At 66.6% G+C, this 16,934-nt stretch carries 15 protein-coding genes; 3 read left to right on the top strand and 12 right to left on the bottom strand.

Annotated elements, in window-relative coordinates:
- Nucleotides 1-292 precede the first annotated feature (292 nt).
- The 4 genes from IC535_RS12570 to IC535_RS12555 all read right to left on the bottom strand — a co-directional run bounded on the left by IC535_RS12570 (nt 293) and on the right by IC535_RS12555 (nt 3,482).
- Nucleotides 293-688 (bottom strand): DUF805 domain-containing protein, encoded by a 396-nt coding sequence (locus IC535_RS12570; RefSeq protein WP_228887041.1) that lies wholly within the window; start codon nt 686-688, stop codon nt 293-295.
- A 9-nt stretch (nt 689-697) separates the two neighbouring features.
- Complete coding sequence (locus tag IC535_RS12565) at nt 698-1,069, bottom strand: DUF805 domain-containing protein (RefSeq protein WP_228887042.1); 372 nt, start codon at nt 1,067-1,069, stop codon at nt 698-700.
- A gap of 218 nt (nt 1,070-1,287) precedes the next feature.
- Complete coding sequence (locus IC535_RS12560; RefSeq protein ID WP_228887043.1) at nt 1,288-2,736, bottom strand: amidohydrolase family protein; 1,449 nt, start codon at nt 2,734-2,736, stop codon at nt 1,288-1,290.
- Between the two features lie 140 nt (nt 2,737-2,876).
- Nucleotides 2,877-3,482 carry a glutathione S-transferase family protein gene (locus tag IC535_RS12555; protein WP_228887044.1) on the bottom strand — a complete coding sequence of 202 codons (606 nt, stop codon included), beginning with the start codon at nt 3,480-3,482 and terminating at the stop codon, nt 2,877-2,879.
- Between the two features lie 136 nt (nt 3,483-3,618).
- Between IC535_RS12555 and IC535_RS12550 the strand changes: the two genes are divergently transcribed.
- Together IC535_RS12550 and IC535_RS12545 are read left to right on the top strand one after the other, a co-directional pair.
- Nucleotides 3,619-4,605, top strand: coding sequence for a helix-turn-helix transcriptional regulator (locus IC535_RS12550; protein WP_228887045.1), 987 nt, complete (start codon nt 3,619-3,621; stop codon nt 4,603-4,605).
- Between the two features lie 266 nt (nt 4,606-4,871).
- Complete coding sequence (locus IC535_RS12545; protein WP_228887046.1) at nt 4,872-5,027, top strand: hypothetical protein; 156 nt, start codon at nt 4,872-4,874, stop codon at nt 5,025-5,027.
- Between the two features lie 20 nt (nt 5,028-5,047).
- Here IC535_RS12545 and IC535_RS12540 read toward each other — a convergent pair whose 3' ends face one another.
- From IC535_RS12540 to IC535_RS12515, 6 genes are all read right to left on the bottom strand, one after another.
- Nucleotides 5,048-5,320: a hypothetical protein gene (locus IC535_RS12540; protein WP_228887047.1), complete on the bottom strand. Its 273-nt coding sequence runs from the start codon at nt 5,318-5,320 to the stop codon at nt 5,048-5,050.
- Between the two features lie 519 nt (nt 5,321-5,839).
- Nucleotides 5,840-6,238 (bottom strand): fluoride efflux transporter CrcB, encoded by a 399-nt coding sequence (crcB, locus tag IC535_RS12535; protein WP_228887048.1) that lies wholly within the window; start codon nt 6,236-6,238, stop codon nt 5,840-5,842.
- Nucleotides 6,231-7,538 (bottom strand): replication-associated recombination protein A, encoded by a 1,308-nt coding sequence (locus IC535_RS12530; RefSeq protein ID WP_228887049.1) that lies wholly within the window; start codon nt 7,536-7,538, stop codon nt 6,231-6,233. The genes crcB and IC535_RS12530 overlap by 8 nt, the downstream gene beginning before the upstream one ends.
- Nucleotides 7,539-8,205: 667 nt before the next feature.
- A complete protein-coding gene (gene lolA, locus IC535_RS12525; RefSeq protein WP_228886965.1) occupies nt 8,206-8,844 on the bottom strand; it encodes an outer membrane lipoprotein chaperone LolA in 639 nt (212 codons plus the stop codon).
- Nucleotides 8,845-8,956: 112 nt separating this feature from the next.
- On the bottom strand, nt 8,957-10,918 hold the full coding sequence (locus IC535_RS12520; RefSeq protein WP_228886964.1) for a DUF3857 domain-containing transglutaminase family protein: 1,962 nt from the start codon (nt 10,916-10,918) through the stop codon (nt 8,957-8,959).
- Between the two features lie 84 nt (nt 10,919-11,002).
- Nucleotides 11,003-13,372, bottom strand: coding sequence for a DNA translocase FtsK (locus IC535_RS12515; protein ID WP_228886963.1), 2,370 nt, complete (start codon nt 13,370-13,372; stop codon nt 11,003-11,005).
- Between the two features lie 267 nt (nt 13,373-13,639).
- On the opposite strand from IC535_RS12515, the gene trxB reads away from it, so the two are divergent.
- Nucleotides 13,640-14,611, top strand: coding sequence for a thioredoxin-disulfide reductase (gene trxB, locus IC535_RS12510; RefSeq protein WP_228886962.1), 972 nt, complete (start codon nt 13,640-13,642; stop codon nt 14,609-14,611).
- Nucleotides 14,612-14,683: 72 nt separating this feature from the next.
- Here trxB and IC535_RS12505 read toward each other — a convergent pair whose 3' ends face one another.
- Both IC535_RS12505 and IC535_RS12500 read right to left on the bottom strand, forming a co-directional pair.
- On the bottom strand, nt 14,684-15,196 hold the full coding sequence (locus IC535_RS12505) for a hypothetical protein (protein WP_228886961.1): 513 nt from the start codon (nt 15,194-15,196) through the stop codon (nt 14,684-14,686).
- A gap of 84 nt (nt 15,197-15,280) precedes the next feature.
- Entirely contained in the window at nt 15,281-16,792 is a 1,512-nt protein-coding gene (locus tag IC535_RS12500; protein WP_228886960.1) for an N-acetylmuramoyl-L-alanine amidase family protein, read from the bottom strand.
- Nucleotides 16,793-16,934 lie beyond the last annotated feature (142 nt).

The following is a 16,934-nucleotide window of genomic DNA, read 5'->3' as shown; positions in this document are numbered from 1 at the left end:
AGGATAACAGCTGTTCAGGTAGTTTTCGATGGCTGAATCGGGTATTGACAGGTCCGGGCTGTCGCAAGCCACCTCGCGTTCGACGCCCAACTTGCCATACGGCGAGGTACGGGGTGCTTGAGGCGTGGTGTCGCCAGCCAAACGCGAATCAAGCGCCCAGCCGGCGATCCAACCGACTCACTCTCCCAGCTCCCGGGATCAACGCCCGGCTCGCAAAATCCCAAACACCGTTCGCAGAGACAGACGCAATCAAGGCACCGCGACTGACGCTATCGGCTTCGTATTGGCGATACTACGGTCTTGCAAATGGAGCGCCGTAACGGTTCTCGTCCTTGTCACCTTCGACGAGCATGAAATACACCATGATCAACGGACCGACCGACGGAATCAGCGAAAGCAGCATGAACCAGGCCGAGCGATTGCCATCATGCAGCCGCCTGACCAGCAGTGCAGTCAGCGGCCAGATCGTTGCGACCAGCACGGCAGAGCCGATCATTGCACCCGCGCGGATGGGCGGCGTCATCCCTGTTCGGACCCGATACGCTTCTGCGGATACGCCGTAAATCATCAGGCCAACGCAAGCAATCAACGTCCAGCCAACAACCAGAACCAGCGGACGCGCCTCCTTGACATCCGATCGTCCGGAGAAATCCAGCGCCCTGCGGAAGGGCAGCAGTAGATTGTTCATCGCAACTCCTCAGGCACGCGTGTCGGGCGGGCCAAAACGATTGTCGCCAGGCGTGCCGGGCAGCAGCATCATGAACAGCACGACCAACGCGCCCAACGGGATCAGGATCAGCAGTACAAGCCAGTCCGGCTTATTGCTGTCATGCAGCCTTCTGACGGTCACCGTGACGGTGGGGACGAAGCAGGCGAGCGAAAATAGCGCCAGCACAACCATGCCACTGACGGAAAGCAAGCTACTCTCCATCGCCGCACCAACACCTATGACGGCGTAGCAGGCAATCGTCACCAGCATAGTAAATAGGATGAACCTCCAGTATTCCTTGCGACCAGATCGGCCGGAACACTGGGCATAGCGGTTGAACGGAAGCAGCATCGAACGCATGTAGGCATCATCTCTAGGCGGAAGAAAGCCGAGAGTGCGTACGCCGATGTCGCCGCTGCCTCTCGGCGTGGCGGCGATGATGGGGCCGCAGGGTGCGGATTGACATGCAATTTGTTTCAAATGGGCTGGCGGAGCTGCGTTTTACGAAAATTGTGAGCGCCCATCCGACCATGGGTCGAATCTACCCGCGCAGGTCCGTGCACGGCTCGGACCTGCATTCAATCGCGCGCCGCCTGCCATGCGCCCACCTTGGCGCGGGTCTGTTCCAGCAGCGCATCCAGCGCCTTGCGATCGTATACCTGCCCGCGCAGCACGACCGTATCGATACTGCGGGTGGCATGGATGTCCTCCAGCGGATTACGCTGCAGCAGCACCAGGTCGGCAGCCTTGCCGGCGGCGATGCCACCGTAGCGGTCCAGCGTGCCGAACCAGGCCGGACCGGCGCGGGTGGCCGCCGACAGCGCCTGCGCCGGGGTCAGCCCTTCCTTGACGAACAGGTCCAGCTCATCGTGCAGGCCGATGCCGGGATAGTTGAATGAATTGAGAAAGCCCGCGTCGGTGCCGGCCATGATGGTGACACCGGCCTGCTGCAGCAGCGGCAGCACCGCTGCCACCCGGTGGTAGCCATCGTGCCGCGCCTGGATCTGCGCCGGGCTGGCCTTGGCCGCGCGTTCCACCCGCCACGCATAGGTTGCCTGCAGCTTCGGGCCGATATAGGCCAGGTACGGATCGTGGGCGTGGTCGTCCTGGTCCAGGAAGTCCAGGATGCGCCCACCGTTGAGGGTCGGGGTGACATACACGCCCTTGGCGGCGAAACCGCGGTAGGCGGCCATCGCGGTGGCGCGATCGAAGCCGGCGTCCAGGCGCTGGTTGGCCTGCGCACGGTCGATGCGGCCGGCGGCGAAGTCCGCGGCGATCGCCGCCTCATCCTTGACCCCGGCCTTGTAGGCATAGTCCAGGTGCTCGATCGAACTGATCCCGGCATCGACCGCCTGCTGCACGGTCAAGGCCATCGGAATATGCCCGGACGCGCGCAGGCCGTTGGCGCGCGCGCCACGCACCGCGGCCAGGAACAGGTCCGGGGTCAGGGCGCTGTCGGTGATCTTGACGAAGTCCACCTGGTCGCGCTTGAGCCGTACGAAGGCCGCATCCAGATCGGCCTGACTGCCCACCTCGATCGTGCCCTTCCAGACCGGCTTGAGGCCTTCGATCTTGGCCCCGGAGGTGAACAACTGCGGGCCGGCCAGGCTGCCGCCGCGGATCTGTGCGCGCCACTGCAGCACCTGCCCGGGCAGGTCGCCGGAGGCATCGCGGATGCTGGTGATGCCATGGGCGATATACAGCGGCAGCAGGGCCTTGTTCTCTTCGATCAGGTCCGGGCCCCCGCCGAAGTGCACATGCATGTCCCATAGGCCCGGAATCAGGTAACGGCCCTTGGCCTGGATACGATGCGGCGCGGTCCACGCCCGGGCGATGGCCTGGTCATCGCCGACGGCGACGATGTCATCGCCGCGCACCACCACGCTCTGGCCGGGCACGGTACGTTCGTGCTCGATATCGACCACGGTGGCGTGATGGATGATCAGGTCGGCCTGCTCGGCGGCAAACGCCGGCGTGGCCAGCAACAGCAGGGCCGGCAGCAGCAGGCGGTACGACGAGAGGTTCATGGGCGGCACCGCGACAAGGGGATGGCGGCCACGATAGGGCCGCCTCCCGGGCATGCACCAGTTAAATTTCGGCATGCGCGGCATGCACACGGCAAATACCACCCGCCCCGCCGCACAACGGCGGGGCGGGTGCCGGCGGTTTAGACCTCGCCCTGCAGCGCCGGGCGCGCCTGCACGGCGGTCAGCCAGGCCTTGACCGCCGGATGCGCCTCGACGCCGGCACCCAGATACACGCCATAGCCCACCACCGAGCCCACCACCAGGTCGGCCAGCGAATAGTCCGCACCCAGCATCCAGCGCTGCGCCGACAGCCGCGCCTGCAGCAGGTCCAGCAGTTCATTGACGGCGGCCAGGGCCGCGGCAGCGTGGCCCGGGCTACGCAGCGCCTCGTCCTGGGTGGCCAGCCACAGCCGATTCAATACCGTCATATAGGTGACATAGGCCCAACTGGTCCACGACAACGCCTGCAGGCGCTCGGGCGTGCCCTCGGCCGGCCACAGGCCCTGGGCAACGCCATGCTGCGCCCCCAGCCACTGCAGGATCGCCAGGCCTTCGAACAGCGGGGTGCCATCGACCACCAGGCAAGGCACCTTGCCATTGGGGTTGATCGCCAGGTACTCGGCGGTGCGCTGTTCGCTGCTGCGGATGTCGATCCTGACCCGCTCGTGCGGCACGCCCAGTTCGGCCAGGGCACAGGTAACCGGGGTAGCGCTGGACATCGGGTGCCAATAGTAGACGAGGGACATATGCAATTCCTTGTGGATGATCGAGGGTGAACAAACGGTGCGGCCTGGATCCCGCAGGGGACGGCCTTGCACCCTGGCCACAGGCTAGCCACCATTGCGGCCAGTTCCTGTCCTCGATAGCGGCCACCCTGCCCCCATGCTGACCACCTCCGCCCGCCTGCTGAGCCTGCTGTCGCTGCTGCAATCGCGCCCGCACTGGGCCGGCAGCGCACTCGCCGAACGCAGTGGCGTGCATCCGCGCACCCTGCGCCGCGACATCGACCGCCTGCGCCAGCTCGGCTACCCGATCCAGGCCAGCAGCGGCGTGGCCGGCGGCTACGCGTTCCGCGCCGGTCGCGCGCTGCCGCCGCTGCTGCTGGACGACGAGGAAGCCCTGGCCGCCGCGGTTGCACTGCGCACCGCGGTGACCGGCACGGTCAGCGGCATCGAACAGACCGCCATCACCGCCCTGGTCAAACTGGAACAGGTGATGCCGCCGCGCCTGCGCAAGCGACTGGACGCCCTGCGTTCGGCGATCCTGCCGCTGGACCAGGTGGGCCCGGTGGTCGATGCCGGCCTGCTGGCCGCATTGGCCGGCGCCTGCCGCGACCAGCTGCAGCTGCGCTTCGACTATTCCGACCGCACCGGCCAGCCCAGCCAGCGCCTCACCGAACCGCAGGGCGTGGTGCATACCGACCGGCGCTGGTACCTGGTGGCCTGGGATACCACCCGCCAGGACTGGCGCACCTTCCGCATCGACCGCATCGTCGGTGCGCCCAGCGTGGGCGCGCATTTCAGCCCCCGCCCGGGGCCCGGCGATGGCGACCTGCGCCAATGGGTGGTGCAGGCGCTGTCGCTGGGCCAGTACGCCGAGCAGGCTCGGATCATCCTGCACGCGCCGCTGGCCACACTGCGCAACCAGATCCCGGCCTCGGCCGGAACGCTGGAAGCGGTGGATGAACAACGCTGCCTGCTACGTTGCGGGGCCAACCCACTGGGGTCGGTGGTGTACTGGCTGATGGCGCTGGAACTTGAGTTCGAGGTGCTGGGCCCGCCGGCCCTGCGTGAACGCCTGCGCGATGCCGGCCAGCGGCTGGCGCGCAGCCTGGCGCGCGGCGAGACAAAGGCAGGCAACCCCGGTTGAGCTGGCGTGGCGGTTTGCCGCTCCCGGCACCCCAGGCGCGCTGCTGCTGCCTTCAGCCGTGCCGATGGCCGCGCCATCGGTGCCGATGACGCGCGTGGTGCGGGTGGCGGTGGGTCCGGCCCAGCACCGGGTGCTGTCGCCCGATTCGATGCCGTGCTACTGCAGCCTGGCCGACATGAGCGGCTACCACCTGGCCGTATCGCTGCGCAGGATGGAACAGCAGCGCCGGCGCACGCCGGCCTCCCGCACCACCCGCACCACCTGGGGTGCTGCAGACTCTTGGCCAGCCGGCGGCGGCCGAAGTGTCTGGCGACCTGTATGCACTCGACGTGGAGATCGCACCGGAGCGGCGCGAAATCGACCGCCTGCTGCGGCACCTGGAACAGGTGATCGCCGCGCTGGACACCGACGCGATCACCTGAGCCGGGCAGCGCAGGCGCACCTACTTGAGCTGCAGGGGGTAACGCTGCCACAGCACGTGCACCAGGAACCCGGTCAACTCCGGGTCCTTGCTGCTGATCGCCGCGCGGATCTTGTCCAGCAGCACCATGTCGCTGCAGCTGCGCACATCGGCGTGGTCGGCCTGGCCGGCGCGGCGCGCGCGGTAGCGTGCCGCACGCTGTGCATCGGTCATCGCATAGCCGAACGTGGGCGGACGGCCGCGTTTGCGCGGCAGCGTCAGTTCCAGGGTGCCGGGGTCTTGTTCATCGCGCATGACGGACGAAGATGCGAACGGGGGCGCGCACGATATCGTGAGACATCACTTTAATCCAGCGTTTTCGGCGTTAATCCGCACATTGCGTGCGTGTGATGCAGCGCGTGGGGTAATGGTAGGGTCGCATGCCAATCGACTGCCCGTAACGCTGATCGGCCCTCGAAGGCATGACCTAGAACGGAGCCTGCGCTTCGAATGGCGCCATGCCTTCGCCGCACCGGTCGGCAGGGTCGGCAGTCGATCGGGGATGCGACCCTACCAGGGGGCATGCCGGGGCTGCATCAAATGGTTGCGCTGCGCCTTGGCAGGGTCGCATCCCGATCGACTGCCCACAGCGGTGATCGGCCGTTGGAGGCATGACCTCAAACGGAGCCCGTGTTTCGGACGGCGCCATGCCTTCGCCGCATCGATCAGCAAGGTCGGCAATCGATCGGGGATGCGACCCTACACCGGGTCATGCCTTCGTGGCGCCGGTCGACGGTTGATGCGGGGTGACGCCCAGGCAGGGCCGCCCTGCCCTCAGCGCCAGGCGTCGGCCAGCCGCGCGCCGGCCCAGACCAGGGCCATGCCGCCGGCCAGGCTGATGCCCAGGTACAGCGGCAACATCAGGCCGCGATCGCTGCGCGCCAACAGCAGCGTCTCCAGCATCATCGAAGAGAACGTGGTCAGGCCGCCGAGGATGCCCACCAGCAGGAACGCGCGCCAGTACACCGCCGCATGGCCACGGCCCTGCAGCCACACCATCACGTAACCGGCGGCAAAGGCGCCGACCAGATTCACCGTCAGCGTGCCCCAGGGGAAACCATTGCCGAACTGGCGCAGCAGCGCATCGCCGACCATGAAACGCAGTGCCGCGCCCAGCGCGCCGCCGGCCATCACCAGGCCCAGCTGCTGCCACCACAGCGCGAAATCACCCATCACCGCCGTCCTTGTCGGCGCGGGCCTGCGCCCGGGCCGCACGCAAGCGGTCGAGCTTTTCCTTCAACTTGATCTCCAGCCCGCGCGCCACCGGCTGGTAGTACACCCGCTCGCCCATCGCATCGGGGAAACCGGTCTGGTCCAGCGCGATACCGCCGTCGGCGTCGTGGTCGTACTGGTAGGCCTTGCCGTAGCCCAGCTCCTTCATCAGCTTGGTCGGTGCGTTGCGCAGGTGCAGCGGCACCTCCTGGGTGCCGGTTTCCCGCACTTCCGCCTTGGCCAGGTTGAAGGCGGCGTAGCCGGCGTTGGACTTGGCGGTGCTGGCCAGGTACAGCACCAGCTGCGCGAACGCCAACTCGCCTTCCGGGCTGCCCAGCCGCTCGTAGATATCCCAGGCTTCCAGCGCCATCGACTGCGCGCGCGGGTCGGCCAGGCCGATATCCTCGATCGCCATGCGGGTCAGGCGCCGCGCCAGGTAGGACGGATCGCAGCCGCCATCGAGCATCCGGGTCAGCCAGTACAGCGCGGCATCGGGGTTGGAGCTGCGCACCGACTTGTGCAATGCCGAAATCTGGTCATAGAACTGTTCGCCGCCCTTGTCGAAGCGGCGGGTACGGTCGGCCAGCACCTGCACCAGCATCTCCGGACTGATCCGGCCACCGTCACCGCCGGCCAGTTCGGCGGCGATCTCCAGCAGGGTCAGGGCGCGGCGCACATCGCCGTCGGCGGCGGTGGCAATCTCCAGCAGCGATTCGGGCGCTACCTGCAGCCCCTCCCCGGCCAGCCCGCGCGGCACATCGTCCAGTGCGCGCTGCAGCGCCTCGACGATATCGGCCGGCGACACCGATTCAAGCACATGCACGCGGCAGCGCGAGAGCAGCGCCGAGTTCAGTTCGAACGAGGGGTTTTCGGTGGTGGCGCCGACGAACACGATGGTGCCGCGCTCGATATGCGGCAGGAACGCATCCTGCTGGGCCTTGTTGAAGCGGTGCACCTCGTCGACGAACAGTACCGTGCGCCGTCCTTCGGCGAAGCGTTGCGCGGCCTCGGCCAGCACCTGGCGCACCTCGGGCAGGCCTGACAGCACCGCCGAGATCGCGCGGAATTCGGCATCGGCGTAATGGGCCAGCAGCAGCGCCAGGGTGGTCTTGCCGCAGCCCGGCGGGCCCCACAGGATCATCGAATGCACATGCCCGGATTCGACCGCGCGGCGCAGCGCGCTGCCCGGCGCGAGCAGGCGTTTCTGCCCGACCATCTCGTCCAGGGTCTGCGGGCGCATGCGCTCGGCGAGCGGACGCATGTTGTCCCGATCCACGCTCAGCAGATCGGGCCCGTTGAATGTCGTTCGGTTTCTGGCCACGTGCTTATTCTACCGTGACCGGCCTGACACCGCGCCTCCGCTGGCAGCACCGGGCCTGGGGTCGCCCTGGTAGTGCCGGCCGCTGGCCGGCTCCTCATGAAGCCAGGCAGGATCAAATGCGTTTCGTGCCCCTTCGGGGCGCGAGTCACTTTCTGATGTCGCACATCCGTGTGCGCCACCCTACGGGCCAGCTACGCTGTTCCGCGCCGCTCCTGCGGCGCTGGTGCTCGTGCAAGAAAGTAACCAAAGAACACGCCCCCGTCCGCTCGCCGCCGGGCTTTGCCCGTCGGTGCCCTGCGCTTCTCGCGTCATCGGGGGACGGCGCGGAACTCGCTGCGCTCGCGCCCCTAGACCAGCGGGCGCCCGTTATTCCAACGCGTCGCCACGCGCCCATGCGTTGCCGCACAGCCCTCAGCACGCTTCATGCTTGGCCCGCGCCTCTTCGCCCGCGCCTCCGTAGCAATGAATGTCCATAGTGAAGAACGCGTCGCTACGCGTCTGTTCCCGGACGAATGGGATTGCGATGCTCGGCTCGCTCCAAGGGGGAGGTAGATCAAGATCACGAACAAACCGCCGGGCAAGGCCCGGCAACAGCAGGGCCTCGGCCTTACTCGCCGATGACGTCGGTACCCTTGGGCGCGGCGAAGCTGAAGGTGCCGGCGGCAAAGGCCGGGTTGCGCTTCCAGCCGGTGAAGCTGATCACCGTGCGCTGGCCCACCGCGTCCACCACTTCCATCCGGGCCAGGCCCTGGGCGTTGAAGCCCAGCGCGGCGTACTGGAAAGCGGTATCGGTCTCGCGCTTAGGGGTCAGCGACAACCACTGCAGGCCATCGCGCGCGGCCGCTTCCTGGCTGACGTCGTATTGCTTGTCCAGCAGCGCCGGGTTGATCAGCGCGGTCAGCGGGCTGTTCTGCTCCTGCGCGCCCTGTGCACGCACCGTGGCCTGCTCCAGGTCCGGCTCGTACACCCAGACCTTCTTGCCATCGGCCACGATCAGCTGCTCGTGCGGCTTGATGTACTCCCAACGGAACAGCCGCGGCGCCGACAGCGCGACCCGGCCGCTGGTGGTTTCCTTGATCTTGCCCTTGCTGTCGAACACCTGCTGGCTGAACTGCCCGTCCAGGCCCTTCAGGCCCTGGGTGAACCGGTTGAGCTCATCGCGGGCGCCGGCCCAGGCCGAGGCCGAACCGACGCTGGCCACGACCAGGGTGGCGGCGACCAGATAGCGGCGGAAGGAGGTGTGCATGCGGGTATCCAGACGAAAGTGAAGGATGGAAGGCAGTGTGCCCATGCCAAGCTGAATGGGCGATCAGGAATAGTATGCACCGCCCCGCCGCGTCGGCGACACGGCCGTCCCGCTACGGGCCGGCCTGGACGCTGCCGAGGTCGCCATACACCACCTGGCCGCGGAAGCCGCGCCGCACCTGCTGGTACAGCGCACGGAAGGCGGCGTAGTCCTGCGGCTGGCACAGCGCCTGCGGGCCGCGCACCGCGCGCTGGTGCAGGCGATGGCGGGCAACGACGACCTGCCCCTGCCGGCTCCAGTCCAGGCGGTATTCGCCGGCGGCGTTCTGGAACCGCTGGCTGCGCGGGATCGCCACGATAGGCACCCCGGCCGGGAATGCCAGCCGGTAGGTTTCCTCGCGCAGGCTGTCGTTGCAGTAGAACGGGGTGGCGTTGTCCGGCGCCGAGGCGGTGGCGTAGATGTCGCGGAACGATTCGCCGCCGGGCGCGTCGGGCAGCAGCATGCCGCCGACCACGCCGAAATCGACGTAGTCGCTGGCGCGGAAGTCGTAGCGGTAGTTGAACGGCCGGGTCAGGTCCTGCGGGTCGCCGAGCAGGGTCAGCGTGCCGCTGCCATCGAAGCCGGAGGACGCCATGATCGACTCCTCCACCCGCGCGCGGTTCTGCGCGTTGAGCCGGGCAAAGGAGCCGCGCATTCCAATCTCGCCCACCTCGCCAGGCTGCAGCACGGTCTGCCCGGACAGGTTGCCGGCCGCATCGAACTGGAAGCCGACCTCCAGCCCGGCGCCGTTGCGCGTGGCATCGTTGTCCGGGGTGCGCGCCAGCACGGCCTGGCGGGTATGCAGTACCGGCGCGCCAAGGTCGCCGTCGGGCAGCTGGCCGAAGCGTGCATAGGCGCTGGTCGAATCCAGGTACAGATCGAACTCGGGCACATAGGTGATGGCATGGTTGAAGCGGCCCAGCAGCGGGATCGCCGGCAGGCTCGGCCCGCCGCCGGCGCCGATCAGCACCGGCGTGCTGTCGATGCCGCGCGCGGCCAGCAGCGCCTCCAGGATCACCACGTGGTCCTTGCAGTCGCCATAGTGGTTGTCCAGGATGCGCTGCGCCGGGTTGGGCTCCAGCCCGCCGTTGCCCAGGTACACCGCCACGTAGCGGATGTTCTGCGACACCCAGCGGTACAACACCGCAGCCTGTTGGCGGCGGTCGACGATGCCGGCGGTGAGCTGGTCGGCCAGGGCCTGGATGCCGGGGGTGACCTTGGCCGCCAGCCCGCCCTTGAGCTGGTAGGCCTGGCCCACCTGCGCCCAGTCGCGGTAGGTGCTGGCCATGATGGTCGGGCTGAATTCCCATGCCGCGGCCGACCAGTTCTGCGCCTGCAGCGGATCGGTGCGCCGGTAGCGCCATTCCCACTGCGCCTGCCCACCACGGATCCGCGGCTGGTCGCTGCCCTGCACACCGCGCTGCTGCACGTGCATCGGCAAACTGGCCGGGGCGCTCAGGGTGACCTGCGCATCGTCGTACTGGGTGAACACGCTGAAGGTTTCCCACAGCCCGAAATAGCCCGGGAAATACGGCGTGGTCTGGGTGCGCCGGGTGCGGTAGACCACCCGCGTGCCCGGCGCCAGGTTGGGAAATACCACCACCCGCACCTTGCGGTCGGCATACATCGCCGCCGCGGCGCTGGAATAGCTTTCCTGGGTGTAGATGCGGTCGGCCGGCACGTCGCGGCGCTGGCCATCGGCGGTCAGCGTGTAGGCAGCCAGTACTTCCAGGGTTTCCATCTTTTCGCTGTAGCTCAGCCGCACCTGGCTGAACTGCTCTACCGCTGCCTTGGTCTTGAGCAGGATTTCATACTCTTCGGTCTGCACGTTGCCGGCATCGGCGCGCACTACGTAATCGGCGCGGTAGCGCACGAAACTGTAGTTGTTGCTGGCCTGGGCCTCGCTGGCCGGCGCAGGCGCGGCCGGGGCGACCGGAGCCGGTGGCGCGGCCGCCGGTGGTGGCGCGGCAGCGGCCAGTGCCAGGGCCGGCGCGAACGCCAGCCCGCCCCACATCATCCAGACCATCGGCTTCATTGCAGGTTCCTTGGTACGCGGCCGGGCGGCGGCATGCGCGGTCAATGCCGGGCGCACGCCGGTGCGTTCATCGCAGCGGCGTGGTTATTTCGGTGGGGGCGGCGCCAGCACGCTGCGGTCGCCGTTGTGTTCGGGCGGGCTGACCACCCCGGCCATTTCCATCGCCTCGATCAGGCGCGCGGCACGGTTGTAGCCGATCTTCAGGCGGCGCTGCACCCCGGAGATCGAGGCGCGGCGGGTTTCGGTGACGATGCGCAGGGCCTCGTCGTACAGCGGGTCGGACTCATCGCCACCGCCGCCGCTGGCCTCGGGCAGGCCGCCGGCGCCCACCACCACGCCATCGCCCATCATCTGCACTTCATCGAGCACGCCGCTGATGTAGTCGGCCGGGCCGCTGGCCTTGAGGTGTTCGACCACCCGGTGCACTTCCTCGTCGGACACGAACGCGCCGTGCACGCGGTCGGGCAACGCGGTGCCCGGCGGCAGGTACAGCATGTCGCCGTGGCCAAGCAGGGTTTCGGCGCCGGACTGGTCCAGGATGGTGCGCGAATCGATCTTGGAGCTGACCTGGAAGCCGATGCGGGTGGGGATGTTGGCCTTGATCAGGCCGGTGATCACATCCACCGACGGGCGCTGGGTGGCCAGGATCAGGTGGATGCCGGCCGCACGCGCCTTCTGCGCCAGGCGCGCGATCAGTTCTTCGACCTTCTTGCCGACGATCATCATCATGTCGGCGAATTCGTCGATGAAGATCACGATGAACGGCAACGTCTCCAGCGGGCGCGGCGCCTCGCCCAGCTCCGGGTTGGGCTTGAACAGCGGGTCCATCATCGGCTGGCCGGCGTCCTCGGCGTCCTTGACCTTCTTGTTGAAGCCGGCCAGGTTGCGCACGCCCACCGCGCTCATCAGCTTGTAGCGCCGCTCCATTTCGGCCACGCACCAGCGCAGGCCGTTGGCGGCTTCCTTCATGTCGGTGACCACCGGCGCCAGCAGGTGCGGGATGCCCTGGTAGACGCTCAGCTCGAGCATCTTCGGGTCGATCATCAGCATCCGCAGGTCTTTCGGCGAGGCCTTGTAGAGCAGGCTGAGCACCATCGCGTTGACCGCCACCGACTTGCCCGAGCCGGTGGTACCGGCCACCAGCAGGTGCGGCATGCGCGCCAGGTCGGCCACGGTCGGGCGGCCGGCGATGTCCTTGCCCAGCGCCAGGGTCAGCGGGCTGGCCGACTTGTCGTACTCCTTGGAGCGCAGCAGTTCGGACAGGTAGATCATCTCGCGGGTGACGTTGGGGATTTCCAGCCCCACCACCGACTTGCCCGGGATCACATCGACCACCCGCACCGACTTGACCGACAGCCCGCGCGCGATGTCCTTGTCCAGCGAGCTGATCTGGCTGACCTTGATGCCCGGCGCCGGCTCGATCTCGAAGCGGGTGATCACCGGGCCCGGGTAGGCGCCCACCACCTGGGCCTCGATGCGGAAGTCCTTGAGCTTGAACTCGATCTGCCGCGACAGCGTTTCCAGGGTGTCCTCGTCGTAGCCCTTGGGCTGCGGCTTGGGATCATCCAGCAACGCCAGCGGCGGCAGGTCCGAGCCATCGCCATTGACCCCGCGGAACATCGGGATCTGGGTCTCGCGCTTGGCGCGGTCGCTCTTCTCCAGCACCGGCTCGGGGCGCGGCTCGATCTTGACCGGCTCGCGCTTGGCGCGTACCTCGGCATCGACCTTGCGCACTTCCTGGCGTTCTTCGCGCATGGCGCGGGTCTGCTGCCATTCGGTGGCCTGTTCCTTCTTCTTGTTGAGCATCGGCTGCAGCGCCAGCACCCAGCGGCCGATCTTTTCCATCACCACGAACCAGGAGATGCCGGTGGCCAGGGTGATCGAGGCCAGCAGCAGTACCAGCACGAACAGGTTGGCGCCCAGCGCGCCGAAGCCGGCACTGAGCGAATTGCCGACCAGCCGGCCGAGGATGCCGCCGGCATGGGCCACATCGCCGGTGAACAGGCGCACGTGCAGGAAGCCGGTGCCAGCGATCAGGAAGCCGACCAGGCCGACCAGCCGCAGCGCCGGGTCCAGGTCATGCTCGCCCTTGCTCTCGCGCTTGAGCCCGAACATGGCGATCCAGGCCAGCGCACCGAGCACGATCGGCAGGACGAAGGCGACATAGCCGAACAGCTGCAGCAGCACATCGGCCACCCAGGCACCCACGCGGCCGCCCATGTTCTGCACCGGCGCGACCACGCTGCCGGTATGCGACCAGCCCGGGTCGGAGGCCGAATAGGTGAACAGGCTGGCCACCAGGTACAGCAGCGCCGGGGCGATGGCGATCAGGCCCAGGTCGCGCCACAGCCGTTGCCGCCGCGGGTTGTCGGCAGGCGCAGGCGCGGGCGCGGCCTTGCGCGACGCCGGCTTGCTGTCAGGGGACTTGGATCGTTCCGGGAGCTGCTTCGCCACCTTAGACCACACCTTGGGAATGCACTGTTAGTGCTTGATAATAAACGACCAACCGCCACCGGGGGTAGGTACCGGCTGTCAGTCGGTACAGCTTCCCGGCGCGGCCACGCCAAAACCCCGGCACCGGGCCCGGTCGCGCGCCGGCTGGGCTGCGGCGTTCCACCGGCCGCCTTGAATCGCCCCGCCCCTGCCGCCACTCTATGACCTGCCTTGGACGCCGTGCAATCACCACCGGCGCCCCGCCCCATCACCTTAACGCGAGTCTACATGAGCCATTCCCTGCCCTCCCGCCACCAGAAGCTCGTCATCCTCGGCTCCGGCCCGGCCGGCTGGACCGCCGCGGTCTACGCCGCCCGCGCCAACCTCAAGCCGGTGGTGATCACCGGTTTGCAGCAGGGTGGCCAGCTGATGACCACCACCGAAGTGGACAACTGGCCCGGCGACGCGCACGGGCTGATGGGCCCGGACCTGATGAGCCGGATGCAGGCCCACGCCGAACGCTTCGAGACCGAGGTGATCTTCGACCACATCCACACCGCCGACCTGTCCCAGCGCCCGTTCCGGCTGATCGGCGACAGCGCCGAGTACACCTGCGACGCGCTGATCATCGCCACCGGCGCCACCGCCAAGTACCTGGGCATTGCGTCGGAAGAAGCCTTCAAGGGCCGCGGTGTGTCGGCCTGCGCCACCTGCGACGGCTTCTTCTACCGCGACCAGGACGTGGTAGTGGTGGGCGGCGGCAACACGGCCGTGGAAGAGGCGCTGTACCTGTCCAACATCGCCCGCAAGGTCTACCTGGTGCACCGCCGCGACACCCTCAAGGCGGAAAAGATCATGCAGGACAAACTGTTCGCCAAGGTCGCCGCCGGCAAGATCGAGACCGTCTGGCACCACCAGGTGGACGAAGTACTGGGCAACGACGCCGGCGTCACCGGCGTGCGGGTGAAGTCCACCCTGGATGGCAGCACCCGCGACATCGAGGCGCACGGCTTCTTCGTGGCCATCGGCCACCACCCCAACACCAGCCTGTTCGATGGCCAGCTGAACATGAACAACGGCTACCTGGACATCCGTTCTGGCCTGGGCGGCAACGCCACCCAGACCTCGGTGGAAGGCGTGTTCGCCGCCGGCGACGTCGCCGACCAGCACTACCGCCAGGCCATCACCTCGGCCGGTTTTGGCTGCATGGCCGCGCTGGACGCCGAGCGTTACCTGGACGCCAAGGGCGCGTTGGGCTGAGGCCGGGCAGCACCGGCGCAGTAGCAACGGAAGGCCGGCGCAGTGCGCCGGTCTTTTTGTTGGTGGTGTGGGCTATGTGGCGCCATGGCAGCTCAAGCCTGGCAGCTGCGACGCATAGTGGCGTGACCCAGCTTCATTTTTGTCCGCAGCTCCACCGCCCTCCCGGGAGTATGGCCCTGGAAAGTAATGCTCAAACGGAAGCCCTTCATACAAAACATCCACCTGCACCTCGTGAAGGCCCGCCTTTTCTGCATAGACGCGCAGGCTGTTGCTGATGTACTGCTCAATTTCCTCCGTCGAGCTGTCATCCTGCGCCGGCAAAAACCCTGGCCCGAAGTCAATGATCACCCGATCTCCGGCGATGTCCGCCCTCGCCTTGACGGTTACGTTCGGCGGCTTGGATCGCTTGAGCCGATCGGCATCCAGTATCCGCTGCGCTTCGCGCGTAAGCAGCAGATCCAGCCCCGTATCGCTCTCTACGACAGACCCTGCCGACCGTTGTTGCGCGACCGTCGCCCACGAGGTCCCGCTGCCAACCACCAGCAGCATCAGCGCAGCCCACCGCCAACGACGGAATGTCTTCATGCTCACTCCCAGCCAACGAAGCATCAAACGCGGCTACCCGAATACTGAGCCAGCGGTGGCGCAGCCATCCCGTGTCAACCCGGCCTACGAACTACGGATGCACTGCTGCCGATACCGGACCGGCACCGATTTGACCCCGTCATCGTCAACCAGCGAAGTCTCCCAGAACAATGGTGCCGAACCGCTGTTGTTGCAGGACAACGCGATCTTCAACGGCGTCGGCTGCGGTGCGTCCACGGTGATCTCGCTGCCGCGACACACCCAGCCCGGCGGGCACCCCACGTTGCGCGTCACGATACGCAACGGATACTGCGGATAGCCCTCGAACGGCACCTCGATCTCGCGCGAAGCGCCCTGGGACATGCTGACATCCTCGATGGCTTCGCCCTTGAGCGGCTTGCAGTCCTTGCCTTCGCGGAACAGGCGGTAGCCTTTTTCGACGCCTTTCATTGAGGCGATGCGGAATTCTGGATCGAGTAGCGCAGCTGCATCATCAGGATTGGTATGAAATGCCGTTTCAACGATTATTGACGGCATGTGCGCCTCTCGATTCTCCCCTTTGTTATCAACATGCGGGGCGGGCGCCACCACAAAAGCCTCATAGCCGGCCCTACTTTGTATCAGCTCTTTCATTGAGCACAGCACACTACGTCCCAGTGCAGCGTCAACAGCCCGGCCCGGCTGGACTATGACCCGGCTACCACGCACCACGCCGCTGTCTTCGCCATTGCTGTGAAGATGTATCAGCACATTTGCCCCGACGTGGTTGGCTAGCTTTGGCCTGCTATTGATGTCCTCCCGCTCTTCCCTGTCCCATAGCGTACTGCCTGCGTATGTATTCCATATCCCGGTCTCCATGGGGTATTGCTGCGCGATTGCATAGCGCGCGGCCATGGTCCACCACTCGAATCCACTCTCCGGATGAGTCGTACCTGCCTCCTGTACGCGGGCCCTTGTGACTGCCATACCACTACGAGCCTCCACCAAAGCCCTCAACTCACCTGCATACAAAGGCGTCAGCAACCCCTCGCTCACACCGTTGTGCTCGTCGCGGGAGGTTACCCACGTATTGGTCCTATAGCTCATGAAATAACCATGGCCTGCCGCAACAACTGCCATCCCGGACCGTCCCGTCGCTTGCCGCCGCCGCTCGCCTTCCAAGCGGGCAGCGTCATCGGCAGCCTTGACTTCGGGAAAGTAGTGGTAGATGTCCTTGCCGTCATACAGGTACTCCACGGTACTGACTGGAGCGAACTTTTCGGCCTCATAGATCAAGCCGTTGTTTATGTTGCTTCTCTGGTCCTCGAATGAAGGGCCGTAGTCCTCAGGAAGAAATGACCTGTCCAGGCGCACCGTAATCACCCCGGTTGCGATGTTCAGCGAGGCATCGACATGCCGGGGGCGCAACTGACCGCCTACCAGCGCCACCCGTTCCAAGGCATATCGAGCGCGCTGCGTCAACAAGGTATCGAGCTCGACATCGCGTTCTAACTGCAGCGACTCTGCACTTGCACCGCGCACCGACGCGACGAGAAGAAGGTTCGCCGCTGTAATTAATCCGACCAGCAGTAGAATGGAAGTCATTTGGCGTGACATTGACGTTCTCCATAGGATCAAGTGGCGTGCATGGCCGCATCACCTCGTCACCAGCTTGCCCCGCCCTATCAATGCTAAACACGCGCTTCCGCACGCTTCGCGAAGCTCGCGAAACCTTGATCCAATCGATCCAACGAAACAA

Origin of the sequence: Stenotrophomonas rhizophila (genome assembly GCF_020857975.1) — a bacterium.
Lineage (GTDB): Bacteria > Pseudomonadota > Gammaproteobacteria > Xanthomonadales > Xanthomonadaceae > Stenotrophomonas > Stenotrophomonas rhizophila_C.
The sequence above is the reverse complement of the archived record's forward strand: the minus strand, read 5'-3'. Positions and strand labels throughout refer to the sequence as shown.

What these genes read in the sequence shown, in the direction of transcription:
- IC535_RS12570 (WP_228887041.1), bottom strand. Translation starts at nt 688, where the DNA reads ATGAACAATCTACTGCTGCCCTTCCGCAGGGCGCTGGATTTCTCCGGA.
- IC535_RS12565 (WP_228887042.1), bottom strand. Translation starts at nt 1,069, where the DNA reads ATGCGTTCGATGCTGCTTCCGTTCAACCGCTATGCCCAGTGTTCCGGC.
- IC535_RS12560 (WP_228887043.1), bottom strand. Translation starts at nt 2,736, where the DNA reads ATGAACCTCTCGTCGTACCGCCTGCTGCTGCCGGCCCTGCTGTTGCTG.
- IC535_RS12555 (WP_228887044.1), bottom strand. Translation starts at nt 3,482, where the DNA reads ATGTCCCTCGTCTACTATTGGCACCCGATGTCCAGCGCTACCCCGGTT.
- IC535_RS12550 (WP_228887045.1), top strand. Translation starts at nt 3,619, where the DNA reads ATGCTGACCACCTCCGCCCGCCTGCTGAGCCTGCTGTCGCTGCTGCAA.
- IC535_RS12540 (WP_228887047.1), bottom strand. Translation starts at nt 5,320, where the DNA reads ATGCGCGATGAACAAGACCCCGGCACCCTGGAACTGACGCTGCCGCGC.
- crcB (WP_228887048.1), bottom strand. Translation starts at nt 6,238, where the DNA reads ATGGGTGATTTCGCGCTGTGGTGGCAGCAGCTGGGCCTGGTGATGGCC.
- IC535_RS12530 (WP_228887049.1), bottom strand. Translation starts at nt 7,538, where the DNA reads ATGCGTCCGCTCGCCGAGCGCATGCGCCCGCAGACCCTGGACGAGATG.
- lolA (WP_228886965.1), bottom strand. Translation starts at nt 8,844, where the DNA reads ATGCACACCTCCTTCCGCCGCTATCTGGTCGCCGCCACCCTGGTCGTG.
- IC535_RS12520 (WP_228886964.1), bottom strand. Translation starts at nt 10,918, where the DNA reads ATGAAGCCGATGGTCTGGATGATGTGGGGCGGGCTGGCGTTCGCGCCG.
- trxB (WP_228886962.1), top strand. Translation starts at nt 13,640, where the DNA reads ATGAGCCATTCCCTGCCCTCCCGCCACCAGAAGCTCGTCATCCTCGGC.
- IC535_RS12505 (WP_228886961.1), bottom strand. Translation starts at nt 15,196, where the DNA reads ATGAAGACATTCCGTCGTTGGCGGTGGGCTGCGCTGATGCTGCTGGTG.
- IC535_RS12500 (WP_228886960.1), bottom strand. Translation starts at nt 16,792, where the DNA reads ATGTCACGCCAAATGACTTCCATTCTACTGCTGGTCGGATTAATTACA.